15 protein-coding genes are annotated in these 15,160 nt (G+C 68.8%); 11 read left to right on the top strand and 4 right to left on the bottom strand.

Going from position 1 to position 15,160, the window contains the following annotated elements:
- Nucleotides 1–4 precede the first annotated feature (4 nt).
- Entirely contained in the window at nucleotides 5–1,090 is a 1,086-nt protein-coding gene (locus BW990_RS08065) for a PA0069 family radical SAM protein (RefSeq protein WP_076446832.1), read from the bottom strand.
- A 193-nt stretch (nucleotides 1,091–1,283) separates the two neighbouring features.
- Between BW990_RS08065 and BW990_RS08060 the strand changes: the two genes are divergently transcribed.
- The 3 genes from BW990_RS08060 to BW990_RS08055 all read left to right on the top strand — a co-directional run bounded on the left by BW990_RS08060 (nucleotide 1,284) and on the right by BW990_RS08055 (nucleotide 2,925).
- Complete coding sequence (locus tag BW990_RS08060) at nucleotides 1,284–1,988, top strand: corrinoid protein (RefSeq protein WP_076446830.1); 705 nt, start codon at nucleotides 1,284–1,286, stop codon at nucleotides 1,986–1,988.
- Between the two features lie 108 nt (nucleotides 1,989–2,096).
- Nucleotides 2,097–2,270 (top strand): hypothetical protein, encoded by a 174-nt coding sequence (locus tag BW990_RS22080; RefSeq protein ID WP_200798034.1) that lies wholly within the window; start codon nucleotides 2,097–2,099, stop codon nucleotides 2,268–2,270.
- Complete coding sequence (locus BW990_RS08055) at nucleotides 2,251–2,925, top strand: DUF1638 domain-containing protein (RefSeq protein WP_076446828.1); 675 nt, start codon at nucleotides 2,251–2,253, stop codon at nucleotides 2,923–2,925. The genes BW990_RS22080 and BW990_RS08055 overlap by 20 nt, the downstream gene beginning before the upstream one ends.
- Before the next feature lie 36 nt (nucleotides 2,926–2,961).
- Here BW990_RS08055 and BW990_RS08050 read toward each other — a convergent pair whose 3' ends face one another.
- On the bottom strand, nucleotides 2,962–4,566 hold the full coding sequence (locus BW990_RS08050; RefSeq protein WP_159441616.1) for a divergent polysaccharide deacetylase family protein: 1,605 nt from the start codon (nucleotides 4,564–4,566) through the stop codon (nucleotides 2,962–2,964).
- A 207-nt stretch (nucleotides 4,567–4,773) separates the two neighbouring features.
- Between BW990_RS08050 and BW990_RS08045 the strand changes: the two genes are divergently transcribed.
- From BW990_RS08045 to BW990_RS08020, 6 genes are read left to right on the top strand one after another with little or no spacing between them, the layout of a single operon-like run.
- Nucleotides 4,774–5,355 (top strand): anthranilate synthase component II, encoded by a 582-nt coding sequence (locus BW990_RS08045; protein ID WP_076446824.1) that lies wholly within the window; start codon nucleotides 4,774–4,776, stop codon nucleotides 5,353–5,355.
- Nucleotides 5,352–6,365 carry an anthranilate phosphoribosyltransferase gene (gene trpD, locus BW990_RS22225; RefSeq protein WP_076446822.1) on the top strand — a complete coding sequence of 338 codons (1,014 nt, stop codon included), beginning with the start codon at nucleotides 5,352–5,354 and terminating at the stop codon, nucleotides 6,363–6,365. The genes BW990_RS08045 and trpD overlap by 4 nt, the downstream gene beginning before the upstream one ends.
- Nucleotides 6,362–7,015, top strand: a complete 654-nt coding sequence (locus BW990_RS22220; protein WP_076446820.1) for a uracil-DNA glycosylase — start codon at nucleotides 6,362–6,364, stop codon at nucleotides 7,013–7,015. The genes trpD and BW990_RS22220 overlap by 4 nt, the downstream gene beginning before the upstream one ends.
- Complete coding sequence (gene trpC / locus BW990_RS08030; protein WP_076447131.1) at nucleotides 7,012–7,812, top strand: indole-3-glycerol phosphate synthase TrpC; 801 nt, start codon at nucleotides 7,012–7,014, stop codon at nucleotides 7,810–7,812. The genes BW990_RS22220 and trpC overlap by 4 nt, the downstream gene beginning before the upstream one ends.
- A 3-nt stretch (nucleotides 7,813–7,815) precedes the next feature.
- Nucleotides 7,816–8,295 carry a cyclic pyranopterin monophosphate synthase MoaC gene (gene moaC / locus BW990_RS08025; RefSeq protein ID WP_076446818.1) on the top strand — a complete coding sequence of 160 codons (480 nt, stop codon included), beginning with the start codon at nucleotides 7,816–7,818 and terminating at the stop codon, nucleotides 8,293–8,295.
- Nucleotides 8,292–9,458, top strand: coding sequence for a molybdopterin molybdotransferase MoeA (locus BW990_RS08020; protein ID WP_076446815.1), 1,167 nt, complete (start codon nucleotides 8,292–8,294; stop codon nucleotides 9,456–9,458). The genes moaC and BW990_RS08020 overlap by 4 nt, the downstream gene beginning before the upstream one ends.
- A gap of 35 nt (nucleotides 9,459–9,493) precedes the next feature.
- Here the strand turns inward: BW990_RS08020 and BW990_RS08015 are convergent, their stop codons facing one another.
- Nucleotides 9,494–11,770 carry a hybrid sensor histidine kinase/response regulator gene (locus BW990_RS08015; RefSeq protein ID WP_076446813.1) on the bottom strand — a complete coding sequence of 759 codons (2,277 nt, stop codon included), beginning with the start codon at nucleotides 11,768–11,770 and terminating at the stop codon, nucleotides 9,494–9,496.
- Nucleotides 11,771–11,873: 103 nt separating this feature from the next.
- A complete protein-coding gene (locus BW990_RS08010; protein ID WP_076446812.1) occupies nucleotides 11,874–13,022 on the bottom strand; it encodes an RsmB/NOP family class I SAM-dependent RNA methyltransferase in 1,149 nt (382 codons plus the stop codon).
- A 461-nt stretch (nucleotides 13,023–13,483) separates the two neighbouring features.
- On the opposite strand from BW990_RS08010, the gene BW990_RS08005 reads away from it, so the two are divergent.
- Both BW990_RS08005 and BW990_RS08000 read left to right on the top strand, forming a co-directional pair.
- Nucleotides 13,484–13,975 carry an OsmC family protein gene (locus BW990_RS08005; protein WP_076446811.1) on the top strand — a complete coding sequence of 164 codons (492 nt, stop codon included), beginning with the start codon at nucleotides 13,484–13,486 and terminating at the stop codon, nucleotides 13,973–13,975.
- Nucleotides 13,976–14,028: 53 nt separating this feature from the next.
- Entirely contained in the window at nucleotides 14,029–15,099 is a 1,071-nt protein-coding gene (locus BW990_RS08000) for a C4-dicarboxylate TRAP transporter substrate-binding protein (RefSeq protein ID WP_076446810.1), read from the top strand.
- The last annotated feature ends 61 nt before the right edge of the window (nucleotides 15,100–15,160 follow it).

Below are 15,160 nucleotides of genomic sequence, written 5' to 3'. Positions count from 1 at the left end.
GATTTCAGAACAAAGCCAATTGATCGCCCGCGCGCGGCGGCACGCGGAAGAGATCCGTGCGCAGCGGCGCGGTCGGATGGTCGAGGCCGAGACGGCGCGTGGCCAGCGCGAATCTCTGCGCGACGATCTGGGCGTAGGGCCCCTCGCCCCGCATGCGGGTGTGCCATTTGGACGAGTACACCGCGCCGCCATGCATTTCGCGCAGCCGCGCCATGACGCGGGAAGCCGCGTCGGGATAATGCGTCTCGAGCCAGTCCTGCCAGAGCGGCGCCACCTCGCGCGGCAGGCGCAGCATGATCCAGCTGGCCGCATCGGCGCCCGCGTCGCGACCGGCCTCGAGGATCGCCTCCAGTTCGGGATCGGTGAGCGCGGGCACCATGGGCGAGGCCATGAGCCGCACGGGAATCCCCGCCTCGGTCAGCCGTGCGATGGTCGCGAGCCTGCGCGCGGGCGCGGGCACGCGCGGCTCCATCCGGCGCGACAGGACCGGATCGAGCGTGGTCACGGAAATGCCGACCCGCGCCAGCCCCTGCGCCGCCATCTCGGACAGGATGTCGATATCCCGCTCGATCAGCGTGCCCTTGGTGACGATGGCGACCGGATGACGATGATCGCGCAGCACCTCCAGGAGCCCGCGCATGATCCCGCGCGTCTTCTCGATGGGCTGGTAGGGATCGGTATTGGTGCCGATGGCGATGGTCGCGGGCCGGTAGGACGCCTTGCGCAATTCGTGCGCCAGCGTGGCGGGCGCGTCGGGCCGGGCGATCAGCCGCGTTTCGAAATCGAGCCCCGGCGACAGGCCCAGATAGGCGTGCGTCGGACGCGCGAAACAATAGATGCAGCCATGCTCGCAGCCGCGATAGGGGTTGATCGTGCGGTCGAAGGGCAGATCGGGCGAGCGGGTGTAGTTGATGACCGAACGCGGCCGCTCCTCGGCGACTTCGGTCCGCTCGATGCGGGGCGTCTCGGCGATGTCCCAGCCGTCATGGACGTCTTCGCGCAGGAAACGTTCGAAGCGCCCGGCATCGCGGCTCGCGGCACCCCGCCCCGGGCGAAGATCTTCGGCGATATGGGTCTGATGGCGCGGCATTCCGCGAAATTAGAACGAAGTGAGAACATTCGCAACGGTTTCCGTGTCCCACCGGGCGCGGCGACAGCGAAAAGGTCGGTTGCGACGCGCCCTGCGTCGCAATCCGGCGGACAGCTTCGGCGCTTTGACGCCAAAGCTCGGCGAAACGCGGCGGCGGACATGTATCCGGCCGCCGAAGGAAAGGACGAGTGTCATGTCTGAGCAAGAAGACGATCTGATCCTGTCGGACCTCCCCGACGAGGAACTCGTGCCGCAGATGCACGACGATCTCTATGACGGTCTGAAGGAAGAAATCGAGGAGGGTGTGAACATCCTGCTCAAACGCGGCTGGGAGCCCTACAAGGTCCTGACGGAAGCGCTTGTGGCGGGGATGACCATCGTCGGGCGCGATTTCCGCGACGGCATCCTCTTCGTGCCCGAAGTGCTGCTGGCGGCCAACGCGATGAAGGGCGGCATGGCCATCCTGAAGCCGCTTCTGGCCGAAACCGGCGCCCCGCGCATGGGCAAGATGGTGATCGGCACCGTGAAGGGCGATATCCACGATATCGGCAAGAACCTGGTGTCGATGATGATGGAGGGCGCGGGCTTCGAGGTCGTGGATCTGGGCATCAACAACGCCGTGGAAAGCTATCTCGAGGCGATCGAGCGCGAGCAGCCCGACATCCTCGGCATGTCGGCGCTGCTGACCACGACCATGCCCTACATGAAGGTCGTGATCGACACGTTGAAGGAACAGGGCATCCGCGACGATTACATCGTGCTGGTGGGCGGCGCGCCGTTGAACGAGGAGTTCGGCCGCGCCATCGGGGCGGATGCGTATTGCCGCGACGCCGCCGTCGCCGTTGACACCGCCAAGGAACTCGTCGCCCGGCGCCACAACCAGCGCGCGGCCAGCTGACGTTACGGCACGCACCCCACTTGCGCGACACAATGGCCCCATCCTCGCGGATGGGGCTTTTTATTTAACACTTCCTGTCCCATATTGGTCTTAGGGAAAGGACCAAGAATGCCTGTGACATCCTTCGCACTAATGATCCTTCTGGTGATCGCCGCGGCAGCCCTGACCGTCTGGGCCATGAGCGCCTTCGGCATCCTCGCTGTCCTGCCGGTGCTTCTGGTCGTGGGTCTGCTGGCCCGCTGGGGCCTCGAGCATGTGCCCTATGACGACAGCCACGGCTGAGACGACCGATCTCGACATCCTGCGTGACGCCGGGCTCGATGCCTCGGGCAAGGGGCGCATCCTGCTGCTGGCCTGCGGTGCCCTCGCGCGGGAAATCCTCGACCTGAAAGCGGCGAATGGCTGGGATCACCTCGATCTGCACTGCCTGCCCGCGATCCTGCACAACACCCCCGAAAAGATCACCCCCTCGGTGCGCGAAGCGGTCACTGCCCGCCGTGCGGACTATGACCGGGTCTACGTGCTTTACGGCGATTGCGGCACCGGCGGCGCGCTTGCGGCGTCCTGCGCCGAGATGGGCGTCGAGATGCTGGAAGGCCCGCATTGCTACAGCTTCTTCGAGGGCAACGCGGCCTTCGCGGCGCGGGACGAGATGACGGCCTTCTACCTGACGGATTTCCTCGTCCGGCAATTCGACGCCTTCGTCTGGGAACCGCTGGGCCTCGACCGGCATCCGGAACTGCGGGATATCTATTTCGCCCATTACGAGACGCTGGTCTACCAGGCGCAGACCGACGATCCGGCCCTGACCGAAACCGCGCGCGATTGCGCGAAGCGGCTCGGCCTGCGCTTCGAACGGCGGTTCACGGGATACGGCGACCTCGCCCGGTCGCTCGAGGCATGGTCCGCCTTGGCCACGGAAGACCGGAAGAGCTGAGCGTCACGGGCCGGACCACGCCCGGCCCCGCTTTCCCTATGGCTGCGCGATCACCGCCGACACGGGCACCAGCGCCAGCGTCGCCGCGCGGTCCTGCAACCCCCAGAGCAGCAGCGCCGAGACCGTATCGGCCTTGAGCCGCCCCAGCGCGATGACCTGCCCGTCCTGCCGCGCCCTGAGCGCCACGCGGTCGAGAAGTCGCCGCTGCATGCCCGGATCCTCGCTCTCGGCGTCGATGTCGCGGAACACGGCGCCCGCGGGCACCCCCTCGCGCCGCGCAAGCGCGGTCGCGGTGTTGAGCCCCTGCCCCTGCATCACCAGCCCGTGACCCGAGGCCGCGAGGTAATCCGCCACCTGCTGGGTCACGTCGCGGCTGCCCTGGAAGGCCCCGCCGGGCGCCTCCATGATGCCCACGACCTCCGGCAGGGTGCCGAGCGCCGCCTCGAAGGTCACTTCGAGATCGCTGGGCTGCGCCCCATCCGGCAGATCGACCAGCGCGAGCACTTCGAAGCCCTTCTCGCGATACCCGGCCATGCGCGCCGCGGCGTCCGGGGCAGCGGGATCGACGGCGAAGGTCACCGGGAACGGAAACGCATCGAGCGCGGCGGGCCCCAGCGGACCGGAGCCGTCGTCGATCAGGATCACCGCCATGCGCGGCGTGTCGGGCGCCACCTCGACGCTGGCGGCGTAGCGCCGGAAGGGCGGGGCGTCGGCATCGGTCGCGGCATCGGCTTCGGGGGCGTTTCCGTCAGCCGCGCCATCCGCCACGGTCTCGTCGCCGCTGTCGCCGCCGATGGTCGGCAGGCGCGTGCTGCGCGCAGGGTCGGCGCGATCGGTGAGCTGCAAGGCGGGCGTGCCGATGCCCGGGCCTTCGGGCGCCTCTTCCGTCGCGGTCTGGTCCTGCAGCTCGGGCGCGCTGTCTTCCACGACCGGCGCCTCGGCGCTTTCGGTCTGCGGTTCCGCCTCCGTCGCGGGCACCGGCGCGGACTCGGTTCCCGCATCGGGGGCGCTTTCGGCGGCTCCGGGCGCGGTCATGTCGCCCGGACGATCCCCGGTATCCGGCGCGCGCTCGTCGCTGCGCGGCAGCAGCGGCGCGGCCTCCGCGGGCTCCGGCACGGGGGCGACGAGCGCGATCTCGTCCTGCGGCATCTCGGGCACCGGGGGCTGCGCGGGGTCGGTCGCGATCTCCGGGCCGGTCTCGGAGACGGGCGCGGGCTGGCCGAGCACGGGTGCGGTGGCGATACCGGACGAGCCCGATGCGCCGGGCAGGCCGGGCGTGCCAGGCGCGGTGTCGGTGCCGGCGGTCTCGGGCGCCTCGAGCGCCGCGCTTTCACCGGCCACATCGGGCACCGCGGCGGGCGTCGTGTCGGTGTCTTCGGGCAGCGCATCGCCCGAGGCGGGCGCATCGAGGCTCGCGACGCCCCCCGCCGCGCCGGGCGCGGTCTCCTGGCTGGGCGCGGGGCCCGCATCGGCGGCGCTGTCGGGCGCCGTGCCCTCGGAGACCGCGCTGTCCGAAACGGCAGGTTCGGGCAGCACGCCGTCGGGCGGCGGCGGGTAGCCCATGACCAACGACAATCCCGCAGCCGCCGCGACCGATATCGCCAGTCCCGTCGCTGCCCCAGCCAGTAATCCGCGCGCCATCGCTCGATCCCTCATTTGCCCCGACCGGGCACACCCGGCATCCGGGCGCGTCCGACGACGGTCTTCTTGGCCGAGGGGTCGCGGCAGGAAGACCCCTGCCCTTGACCTCGGCGGACCGCTCGGCCCATCTATACCGGAATTCATCCCCGCCGGACCAGCCCTCTCGGCCCTTCCGCGTGGTCGAAACCGGCGAAAACAGGCGCGTTCATGCTTCTTCTGATCGATAACTACGACAGTTTCACCTACAACCTCGTGCATTACCTGGGCGAGCTTGGCGCAGAGGTCGTGGTGCGCCGCAACGATGCGCTGGATGTGCAGGCGGCGATGGCGATGAAGCCCGCGGGCATTCTGCTGTCTCCCGGCCCCTGCGATCCCGACCAGGCGGGCATCTGCCTCGCGCTGACCCATGCCGCCGCCGAGACCGGCACGCCGCTGATGGGGGTCTGCCTCGGGCACCAGACCATCGGGCAAGCCTTCGGCGGGCGGGTGCAGCGACACACCGACATTGTGCACGGCAAGATGGGCGTGATGCATCACCAGGGGCGCGGCGTCTTCGCCGGTCTGCCCTCGCCCTTCGAGGCGACGCGCTATCACTCGCTGGTGGTGGATCGCGCGAGCCTGCCGAACTGCCTCGAGATCACGGCGGAGCTCGAGGACGGCACGATCATGGGCCTGTCGCACAAGACGCTACCGATCCATGGCGTGCAGTTCCACCCCGAGAGCATCGCCTCCGAACACGGCCACAAGCTTCTGAAGAACTTCACCGATCTTCTGCCGGTGGCGGCATGAGCGACGCGCTGAAACCGCTGATCGGCGCCGCCGCCGAACGCCCCCTGACCGCCGACGAGGCCGAACGCGCCTTCACCCTTCTGTTCGAGGGCGAGGCGACCCCGAGCCAGATCGGCGGGCTTCTGATGGCGCTGCGCACGCGCGGGGAAAGCGTCGCGGAATACACCGCCGCCGCGCGGGTGATGCGCGCCAAGTGCAACAAGGTGGCCGCACCGGCGGGCGCGATGGACATCGTCGGCACCGGCGGCGACGGCAAGGGCACGCTCAACATCTCGACCGCGACGGCCTTCGTCGTGGCGGGCGCGGGCGTGACCGTGGCCAAGCACGGCAACCGCAACCTGTCGTCGAAATCGGGCGCGGCGGACGCGCTGACGCAGCTCGGCGTCAACGTGATGATCGAGGCCGCCCGGGTCGAGGCGATCCTGCGCGAGGCGGGCATCTGCTTCATGATGGCGCCGATGCACCACCCGGCCATGGCCCATGTGGGACCGACGCGGCAGGAGCTTGGGACAAGAACGATCTTCAACATATTGGGGCCACTCACGAATCCCGCGGGCGTCACCCGCCAGCTGACCGGCGCCTTCTCGCGGCAGATGATCCGGCCGATGGCCGAGGTGCTGCAGGAGCTGGGCTCGGACCGGGCATGGCTGGTCCATGGCGGCGACGGCACCGACGAGCTGTCCATCGCCGGGATCAGCTGGGTGGCCGCCCTCGAGGACGGCGCGATCCGCGAGTTCGAGCTGCATCCCGAAGAGGCGGGCCTGCCCGAGCACCCGTTCGAGGCGATCCTCGGCGGCACGCCCGAGGAAAACGGCCAGGCCTTCCGCGCGCTTCTGGTGGGCGCGCCGGGCGCATATCGCGACGCGGTGCTCTTGAACGCCGCCGCGGCGCTGGTGGTTGCGGGCAAGGCGCCGGATCTGAAGGATGGGGCGCGGATGGCCGCCGAATCGATCGACAGCGGCGCGGCGCGCGCCCGGGTCGACGCGCTGGCGCGCCTGTCGCAGGCGTGACGGAGCCAAATCCGCCCGAAGCCTGGGCGCATCTGCCGTTCTTCCGCACGGACTGGCCGCGGATCCAGACCGCACTCGCGGCCGAGACGCGGCAGATCCTGCCGCCGCGCGAGCGCGTCTTCGCAGCCCTTGACGCCGCGCGGCCGGAGGATGTCCGCGTGGTGATCCTCGGCCAGGATCCCTATCCGACGCCCGGCCATGCCAACGGGCTGGCCTTCTCGGCAGCCCCGGGAACGCACCCCCCGCCCCGGTCTTTATCGAATATTTTCAAGGAACTGCAAATCGATCTTCAGGTCACGCGCGAAGATTGCGACCTGTCGGATTGGGCCACGCAAGGCGTTCTGCTGCTCAACACCGCGCTGACCGTGCCTCGGGGGGTCGCGGGCGGGCATGCGCGGCTTGGCTGGCGGCGGCTGACCGAAGAGGTGCTGGCGACGCTGTCCGACCGGCCCCGCGCCTTCGTGCTCTGGGGCGCGCATGCGCAATCCTTTCGCCCCTGCATCACCGGCGACGGGCATCTCGTGCTGGAAAGCCCGCATCCCTCGCCGCTCTCCGCGCGGCGGGGCTTTTTCGGATCACGGCCCTTTTCCCGGATCAACGCTTGGCTTAGGTCTCGGGGCGACAGGGACATCGATTGGACGCGAAGATGAGCGAGACCATTCTCGACCGGATCAAGACCTACAAGCTGCAGGAGGTCGCCGCCGACAAGGCGACCATGCCGCTGAACCTGATCGAGGAGGCCGCGAAGGCCGCCACCCCCGTGCGCGGCTTCGAAACCGCGCTGCGCCGCGCGCAGGGATCGGGCTACGGGCTGATCGCCGAGATCAAGAAAGCTTCGCCCTCCAAGGGTCTGATCCGCGAGGATTTCGAGCCCGCGACGCTCGCCCTCGCCTATGAGCAGGGCGGCGCCACCTGCCTGTCGGTGCTGACCGACACGCCCAGCTTCAAGGGCGCGAAGCCCTATCTCAGCCAGGCCCGCAACGCGACGCGTCTGCCGGCGATCCGCAAGGATTTCATCTACGATCCGTACCAGGTCGTCGAGGCACGGTCGCTGCATGCCGATTGCATCCTGCTGATCATGGCCTCGCTCGAGGATGGCCAGGCGGCGGAACTGGAAGCCGCGGCGTTTGACTGGGGCATGGATGTGCTGATCGAGGTGCATGATGCCGACGAGCTGGAGCGCGCGCAGAAGCTCAAATCCCGCATGATCGGCGTGAACAACCGCAACCTGCACACCTTCGAGACCTCGCTGGAGACCACCAAGACACTGGCGGCGCAGATGCCGGAGGATGCGCTCGTGATCTCGGAATCGGGGCTCTTCACGCCGGCGGATCTGGCCGAGATGGCGGGTGTGGGCGTGCGCAGCTTCCTCATCGGCGAAGCGCTGATGCGGCAGGCGGATGTGGCGGCGGCCACCGCGCGGCTCCTCGCCGATCCGGTGGCCTGAGCCATGGCGGGCGGGCTCACGCATTTCGACGCCAAGGGCGATGCGCATATGGTCGATGTCTCGGACAAGCCCGTGACCTCGCGGATCGCAACCGCTGTCGGCTGGGTGAAGATGGCGCAGGAAACCTTTGATATCATTACAGAAGGTCGCGCAAAGAAGGGCGACGTGATCGGTGTGGCGCGGCTGGCGGGCATCATGGGCGCGAAGAAGACGCCGGACCTGATCCCGCTCTGTCACCCGCTGCCGGTGACCAAGGTCGCGGTCGAGATCACTCCCGATGCCGACCTGCCGGGCCTCCGGATCGAGGCCAGCGTCAAGACCACCGGGCAGACCGGCGTCGAGATGGAGGCGCTGACCGCGGTCTCGACCACGGCACTGACCGTCTATGACATGGCCAAGGCGGTGGACAAGCGCATGGAGATCGGCGGTATCCGGGTCATCCTGAAGGATGGCGGCAAGTCCGGCCGGTTCGAGGCGCCATGATCTCGGTCGAGGCGGCGCTCGAGGAACTGTTCGCGCTGGCCCCCGTGCTTGAGACTGAAACCGTCGATCTGCGCCAGGCGCCGGGCCGTGTCCTGCGCGAGGACGCGGTCGCCGCGCGCGACCAGCCCCCTTTCGTCGCCTCGGCCATGGACGGCTACGCGGTCGCCGAGGCCGCACCCGGCGACCGGTTCGAGGTGATCGGAACCGCCGTGGCGGGCAAGGCCTTCGAGGGGCGCGTGGGCCCCGGCCAGGCCGTGCGCATCTTCACCGGCGCGCCGGTGCCCGAAGGCGCGGGCCGCGTGGTGATCCAGGAAGACGTGACGCGCGACGGCGACGTCATCACCGTCTGCGACGCGCCCGACAGCGCCGCCTATCTCAGGCCTGCGGGCAACGATTTTTCCGCCGGGTTCCGACTTGCCGCCCCGCTGCCCCTGCGGCCCGGCGATATCGCGCTGCTGGCCGCGATGAACGTGCCCCGCGTCGCGGTGACCCGGCGGCCGCGCGTCGCGATCATCGCCACGGGCGATGAACTGGTCTCCCCGGGCGAGGTGCCCGGCCCCGACCAGATCGTGGCTTCGAACACCTACGGGCTTGCGGCCCTCTTCGAGGCGGCGGGCGCGGAAGCGCGGCTTTTGCCCATCGCGCGGGACGATATGGCCTCGCTGCGCACGGTGCTGGGGCTCGTCGAGGATGCCGATCTCGTGGTGACCGTGGGCGGTGCATCGGTCGGCGATCATGATCTGGTGGCCGACGTGGCCGCGGAAATGGGGCTCGAGCGGTCTTTCTACAAGGTCGCCATGCGGCCCGGGAAGCCGCTGATGGCGGGGCGGCTAGGCGCGACGATGATGATCGGCCTGCCGGGCAACCCGGTCTCGGCGATGGTGTGCGGCCATGTCTTCGTGGTTCCGGTGCTGCGGGCGATGCAGGGCCTCGGCGCGCGGCCCGCGCCGCGGCAGCGCGGCCCGCTGGCCCATCCGCTGGCGGCCAACGGACCGCGGGCGCATTACATGCGCGCGGTCTTCGCGGAAGGCGCGCTCGAAGTGTTCGAGCGGCAGGATTCGGGCCTCTTGTCGGTCTTCAACGCCGCGGACGCGCTGGTCGTCCGCCCGCCCGGCGCGGGGCCGCTCCAAGCCGGGGATACGGTCGAATATCTGCCGCTCTGACGCGCCGCTCCTCCGCCCTGACGGGCGTCGTCGCATCATCCGAGCTGGCGCTGAACCATCTCGGACAGGGCATCGAGCGAGAAGGGTTTGGGCAGGAAGGCCATGTTGTTCATGTCCGACCCCGTCCGTTCCAGCGCGTCCTCGGCATAGCCCGAGACGAAGATCACGCCCACATCGGGCCGGTCCTGCCGCGCCTTCTTGACCCAGCTCGGCCCGTCGAGCCCCGGCATGATGACATCGGAGACGAAGAGATCGACCTCGACCGCGCTGTCGGACAGGATATCGAGCGCGGCCTCGGCGCTGTCGGCCTCGATCACCGTGTATCCCCTGAGGCGCAGCGCGCGCGAGGCGAAGGCGCGCACCGGCGCCTCGTCCTCGACGAGGAGGATGACGCCGTCGCGCCCGCGCGTGCTGACCCGGGGCGGCGGCGGCGCGATGGCCACGGGCTGGTCCGCCTGGCGTTCATGGGCGCGGAAATAGAGGCTGAAGGTCGTGCCCTGCCCGACCTCGGAATCGACGAAGATATATGCGCCGGTCTGCTTGATGATACCGTAGACCGTCGACAATCCGAGCCCCGTCCCCTCGCCCAGCCGCTTGGTGGTGTAGAAGGGCTCGAACACCTTCTGCAGCTTGTCGTTGGGGATCCCCATGCCCGCATCCTTGACGCGGACGACCACGTAGCGCCCGGGCGGCACCTTCACGCGGTCGCGTTCGAGCGGCGCGGCGAGGGTCACGCAATCGGTCTCCACCTCGATGCGACCGCCCTCGGGCATCGCGTCGCGGGCATTGACGACGAGGTTCATCATGACCTGTTCGAGCTGCCGCCGGTCGCCGCGAATGGGTGGCAGGAGCGGATCGTGGCGCAGCGTCAGGGTCGTCTTCTCGCCCACGAGGCGGTTCAGCAAATGCGTCAGATCGGCCAGTGTTTCGCGCAGATCGAGGATTTCGGGCCGCAGCGTCTGCTTGCGCGAAAACGCCAGGAGCTGGCCCACGAGGCCCGCTGCGCGATTGGCGTTCTGGTTGATCTGGATGAGGTCGCCGTAATCGGGATCGCCCGGATCGTGGCGCAGCAGCATCAGGTCGCAATGGCCCGAGATCGCGGTCAGCAGGTTGTTGAAATCATGCGCGACGCCGCCAGCCAGTTGCCCGATGGCCTGCATCTTCTGGCTTTGCACAAATTGCGCCTCGAGCGTCTTCAGCTCGGTCGCATCGTTGAGCACGGCGACGAGCAGCGTACGCCCCTCTTCCTGCACGCGGGCGAGCGTGACCTGCACGAACACCTCGCGATCTTCGCGGGACAGGCGCAGAAACTCGGACTTCGTCAGGCCCTTGCCCGCGGCGGCATCCTGCAGCCAATCGGCGATGGAGCGGCCGAGCCCCTCCATGAAGCGCGCGACGGGTTCCCCCTCCACCCGGTCGGCGGAGAAGAGGCGCCGGGCCTGCCGGGTGGCGAAGACGATCTTGCCCTCGGGCGTGACCTTGAGAAGCGCGATCGGCAGCGTGTCGAGCCCCGCGCCCGCGCCATTGGCCGCCCGCGCCACCGGGAACATCGCCAGTTCGCTGCGCCCCGGCCCGTCGCCGATCACCGAGATATGGAAAGGGCGAGGCCCGCCGGGGGTGAGCACCTCGTAGACGCGGGAGGTGTCGATGGGCGGATCGGCCACGAGCTGCGACACGGTGCGCGCGCGCTGGCCCACGAGGTCGCGCGCGGCCTTGTTCATCGACAGCACCACGCCTTGGCGACCGACCGACACGAGCGGCGTGTCCCGCAGAACCGCCTGCGTGCCCTCGACCGCATCGAGGCGCCAGTGGAACACATCGCCCACCGCGCGCACGGTGACATCGATCCGGTCCGATCCGTAAAGCAGCGTCTCGCGCGTCCAGATCGCGGCGATGGCCCGGTTGGTCAGCGACGTCACCAGCGCGGCGGGATCGGCGACATCCCCCGCGAAGACCTCGGACAGAAGGCCGTCGCGATAGAGCGCGAAACGGGCCTCGGCCGCCGCGTTGAGCGCCAAAACCCGGCCCGAGGCATCGCAGACGCAGCCCGCTACCGGATCGCCTTCGACCAGTGCCGCGAAGTCGAGCGCGCCCGAATCGGCCACCTGCCGGCTGCCGCGCCGGGGCGGGAGGTGGCGAATCACCCACGCTGCGGAAACCACCGCGGCACAGGCCCCCATTGCGACGGGAAGGTTAATCGGCAGATCGAAGGCAAAAACCGCAACCGCAACGCCGAGGATGGCGATTGCGCCCATGAGCGCGCCCTTCGCAACGCCATGCCGGGCCGCGCCCTGCGCGATATCTGAGGCCATCCGCAACTCCCTTGCCGACGATTTGGCAAAGACTCTCCGCGGAAGCCTTAAGGATCTCTAAAGGTGCCCGAAAAATCTACCCAAAGTTGATTAATGCAACGCCCTACACACGCGTCAAGAGTGCATGGAAAAATCCGTCGCCATCATCGTCCGGCAGCATCAGTCGCTTGTCCCCGGCGGCAAAATCCGGGTGCCGCTCGAGAAACGCGTCGATCTGCGCGTCGTTCTCCGGCGTGAGCACCGAACAGGTCGCATAGGCCAGAACCCCGCCCGGGGCGAGGAGCGCCGCTGCCGCGTTGAGGATCGCGCCTTGCGTCGCCAGAAGCGCCTCCAGCCGCTGCGGATCGAGGCGCCACTTGGCCTCGGGCGCGCGGCGCCAGGTGCCCGATCCGCTGCAGGGCGCGTCGCAGAGCACGAGGTCATAGGGCGGTTCGGGCCGCGTTACCGGCCGGATATCCGCCCCGGCGCGCTGCGCCCGTGCCGGCAGATCGCGCATCCGCTCGGGCGCGGCATCATGGGCCTCGACCGCATCGCCCGTGCGCGCCGCCATGGCCAGCGCCTTGCCGCCGCCGCCCGCGCAATAATCCAGAACCCGCATGCCGGGCGCCAAGGGCAAGGCCGCAACCGCCGCTTGCGAGGCCGCATCCTGCAACTCCACGAGGCCGTCGCGATAGGCCGCCGACCCCGCCACCCGGCGCGGATTGCCCGTGACGGTCAGCGCGGTCTCGGCCCGAGGATTGGGCCGGGTCTCGATCCCCTCCGCAGCGAGCGCGCGGGCTGCCCCCGCGCGGTCGGTCTTGAGAAGGTTCGCCCGCAGGCTCACCGGCGCGCGGCTGCGCAGCGATTGGGCCACGGGGCCGGCCTTTTCGCCCAGCGCATCGCGAAAGACCGGCCACAGCCAATCCGGCAGATCGCGCGCATCGGCCTCGGGCACGTCGCGCGGCGCCGCCTCTTCCGGTGTGAGCGTCGGGGGTGCATAGCCCGTGCCGGTAAAGACCTCCGCCGGGTCGACGCCCTGCAGGCGCAGAAGCCCGAGGATGCGCGCCCGACCGGTTTCGCCGCCACCGGCCGCCGCCGCGGAGCGCCACATGCGCAACGCGTCGAAGACATGGTCCCGGATCGCCGCGCGGTCCTTGGAGCCCGCATAGCGCGAGGCGCGCGCCCAGCGCGTCAGCGCCTGTTCGGCGGATGCGCCCGCTGCGACCTGATCGAGGATCTCGGCGGCGACCTGATAGCGCGCGGCCGGGGTCATAGCGCGCGGCCGATGCGCCGGGTTGCGTCCGTGCGCGTGACCACGTGCGCGTGCCCGGGGTCGTCCCGGCGGGCGTCCTGTCGGCTTTCACGGGTCATGCTTGGCTCCCCTTCATCGGCGTGCAGCCCTTGCGGCCGGTCAGGGCGCATCTCTACGCGCGCGGCGCCTCGGAGGAAAGGCCGCCCGTCCCGGCGCGAACCACCCGCGCGGTGAGGCCGGCGCGTCACGCCAGGCCGGCTGCGGGGGCGAAATCCGGTCATCTTCCGGTCTTGCAACTGCCCCGACCCCGGCGCTCAAGCACCGGTTTTCGCACCCTCTTTCCATGCATCCCGCCCTGCGTCGGCACGGCTATATCCATTCTGGAGATCTTTGCGTTTGACCGGAAGCGGCCCCCACACCCAAGATGAACAAACGTTTGCGCAACTGATTGTGTGCAGTTTTGGCCAGGGAGGAACGCCAGCATGTCCGCCGAAAAGGTATTTGACGTCGTCTTTGAATCCGAAGGCGTCTGCGTGGGCAAGCTGCGCAACGAGGTCACCAACACCGCGCACAAACCCTTCAAGGTGAGCCGCATGCTGGCCACGGACGAAGGCCATTTCCAGGGCGGTGAGGACACCGCGCCGACGCCGCTCGAGTTCTTTCTGACCGGCCTCGTGGGCTGCCTGATGACCCAGATCCGGGTCTTCGCGAAGAAGAAGAAGATCGAGGTCCGGGACCTCGCGGTGACTTGCCGCGCGCATTGGGAAGCATTGTCCGATCCGGACATGCCCTATGCCGCCCGTCCCGTTGGTTTCGAGGTCGATATCGCGCTCGACAGCGACGCGTCCGAAGAGGCGGTCCGCGCGCTGATCGACGGTGCCAAGCGGGCCTGCTTCGTCGAAGCCACGCTCGCCCAGAAGAATGAGATTGAGCATACGCTGCGACTGAACAGAGCGGAGCCGGTCGCAGTGTGAGGAGGAGAATTCGCCGCGCCGAATTTCCGGCGCACATTCAAGGGAGGAAGATCATGACCAAGACATCTGCCGTTTGGACGGGCCTGCTGGCCTCTGCCGCCTTCGCCGTGGCGGTGCCCGCGCAGGCCACCGAAGAGATCGACGTGACCATCGTGTCGGGCTTCTCGCCCTCGGTCGCGGTGGTGAAACTGCTGCAGCAAAGCTTCATGCCGGGCGTCGATGCGCGCCTCGCCGAGACGGGCAATTACAGCATCGACTGGCAGGAGGCGTTCTCCGGCACGCTGGCCAAGCCTTCGGGCGAACTCGAGGCGATCCAGACGGGCCTCGCCGATATGGGGGTCATCCCGACGGCCTTCCATGCCGACAAGCTGCCGGTCTACCAGATCGGCTACGTCACCCCCTTCACCACCACCGATCTTGTCTTGATCCATGAGGTCGTCGACGGGCTCGTGGAGAAATACCCCGCCTTCAACGAGACCTGGGAGAGCCTCGATCAGGTGTCCCTGTCGGTCAGCGGCATTCCCGACAATTACGTTCTGTGTTCGTCGAAGCCGATCCAGTCGGTGTCCGACATCGACGGGCTGAAGGTCGCAGGCGCGGGCCCGAACCTGCGCTGGATCGAGCCTGCGGGCGCCACCGGCGTCACCGGAACGCTGGGCAATTTCTACCAGCTGGTCGAGACGGGCGTGGCCGACGCGATGCTGGTCTGGGGTGAAGCGGTCGTCTCGCTGAAGTTCTACGAGGTCTGCGACAATTACTTCAACGCCAACCTTGGCGGGGTGAATTCCTACGTCATCAACGTCAATGAACGCGCGTGGGAGAGCTACCCGGACGAGGTCAAGGAGGCGATGATCGCCGCGGCGCAACAATTCGGCGTCGATCTGGGCGAATTCGCTGCCGAGCTTGGCGCACAGGCGCGCGACACCTTCGTCGAAGCCGGCGGCAACGTCGTGGAAATCGACCCCGAAGAGCGCACCGAATGGGCCATGACCCTGCCAAATCTGGCGCAGGAATGGGCCGAAAGCCTCGAGGCGCGCGGCGTGCCGGCCCGCGAAATCCTGACGGATTACATGCAGGCGATGCGCGATGCCGACCAGCCCATCGCGCGTCAGTGGGACCAGTGAGCCCGCCCGAGCCGGAACGCGGGGGCGCAAGCCCCCGCACGCTCGCACCCGGGTCCGCCCC

Origin of the sequence: Roseivivax lentus (genome assembly GCF_900156805.1) — a bacterium.
Classification (GTDB): domain Bacteria; phylum Pseudomonadota; class Alphaproteobacteria; order Rhodobacterales; family Rhodobacteraceae; genus Roseivivax; species Roseivivax lentus.
Note: the sequence above shows the minus strand (reverse complement) of the source record. Positions and strands in the feature narration are given on the sequence as shown.

Bases quoted from the DNA above. Each gene is read 5' to 3' on its own strand.
- BW990_RS08065 (WP_076446832.1), bottom strand. From the start codon at position 1,090: ATGCCGCGCCATCAGACCCATATCGCCGAAGATCTTCGCCCGGGGCGG.
- BW990_RS08060 (WP_076446830.1), top strand. From the start codon at position 1,284: ATGTCTGAGCAAGAAGACGATCTGATCCTGTCGGACCTCCCCGACGAG.
- BW990_RS22080 (WP_200798034.1), top strand. From the start codon at position 2,097: ATGCCTGTGACATCCTTCGCACTAATGATCCTTCTGGTGATCGCCGCG.
- BW990_RS08055 (WP_076446828.1), top strand. From the start codon at position 2,251: ATGACGACAGCCACGGCTGAGACGACCGATCTCGACATCCTGCGTGAC.
- BW990_RS08050 (WP_159441616.1), bottom strand. From the start codon at position 4,566: ATGGCGCGCGGATTACTGGCTGGGGCAGCGACGGGACTGGCGATATCG.
- BW990_RS08045 (WP_076446824.1), top strand. From the start codon at position 4,774: ATGCTTCTTCTGATCGATAACTACGACAGTTTCACCTACAACCTCGTG.
- trpD (WP_076446822.1), top strand. From the start codon at position 5,352: ATGAGCGACGCGCTGAAACCGCTGATCGGCGCCGCCGCCGAACGCCCC.
- trpC (WP_076447131.1), top strand. From the start codon at position 7,012: ATGAGCGAGACCATTCTCGACCGGATCAAGACCTACAAGCTGCAGGAG.
- moaC (WP_076446818.1), top strand. From the start codon at position 7,816: ATGGCGGGCGGGCTCACGCATTTCGACGCCAAGGGCGATGCGCATATG.
- BW990_RS08020 (WP_076446815.1), top strand. From the start codon at position 8,292: ATGATCTCGGTCGAGGCGGCGCTCGAGGAACTGTTCGCGCTGGCCCCC.
- BW990_RS08015 (WP_076446813.1), bottom strand. From the start codon at position 11,770: ATGGCCTCAGATATCGCGCAGGGCGCGGCCCGGCATGGCGTTGCGAAG.
- BW990_RS08010 (WP_076446812.1), bottom strand. From the start codon at position 13,022: ATGACCCCGGCCGCGCGCTATCAGGTCGCCGCCGAGATCCTCGATCAG.
- BW990_RS08005 (WP_076446811.1), top strand. From the start codon at position 13,484: ATGTCCGCCGAAAAGGTATTTGACGTCGTCTTTGAATCCGAAGGCGTC.
- BW990_RS08000 (WP_076446810.1), top strand. From the start codon at position 14,029: ATGACCAAGACATCTGCCGTTTGGACGGGCCTGCTGGCCTCTGCCGCC.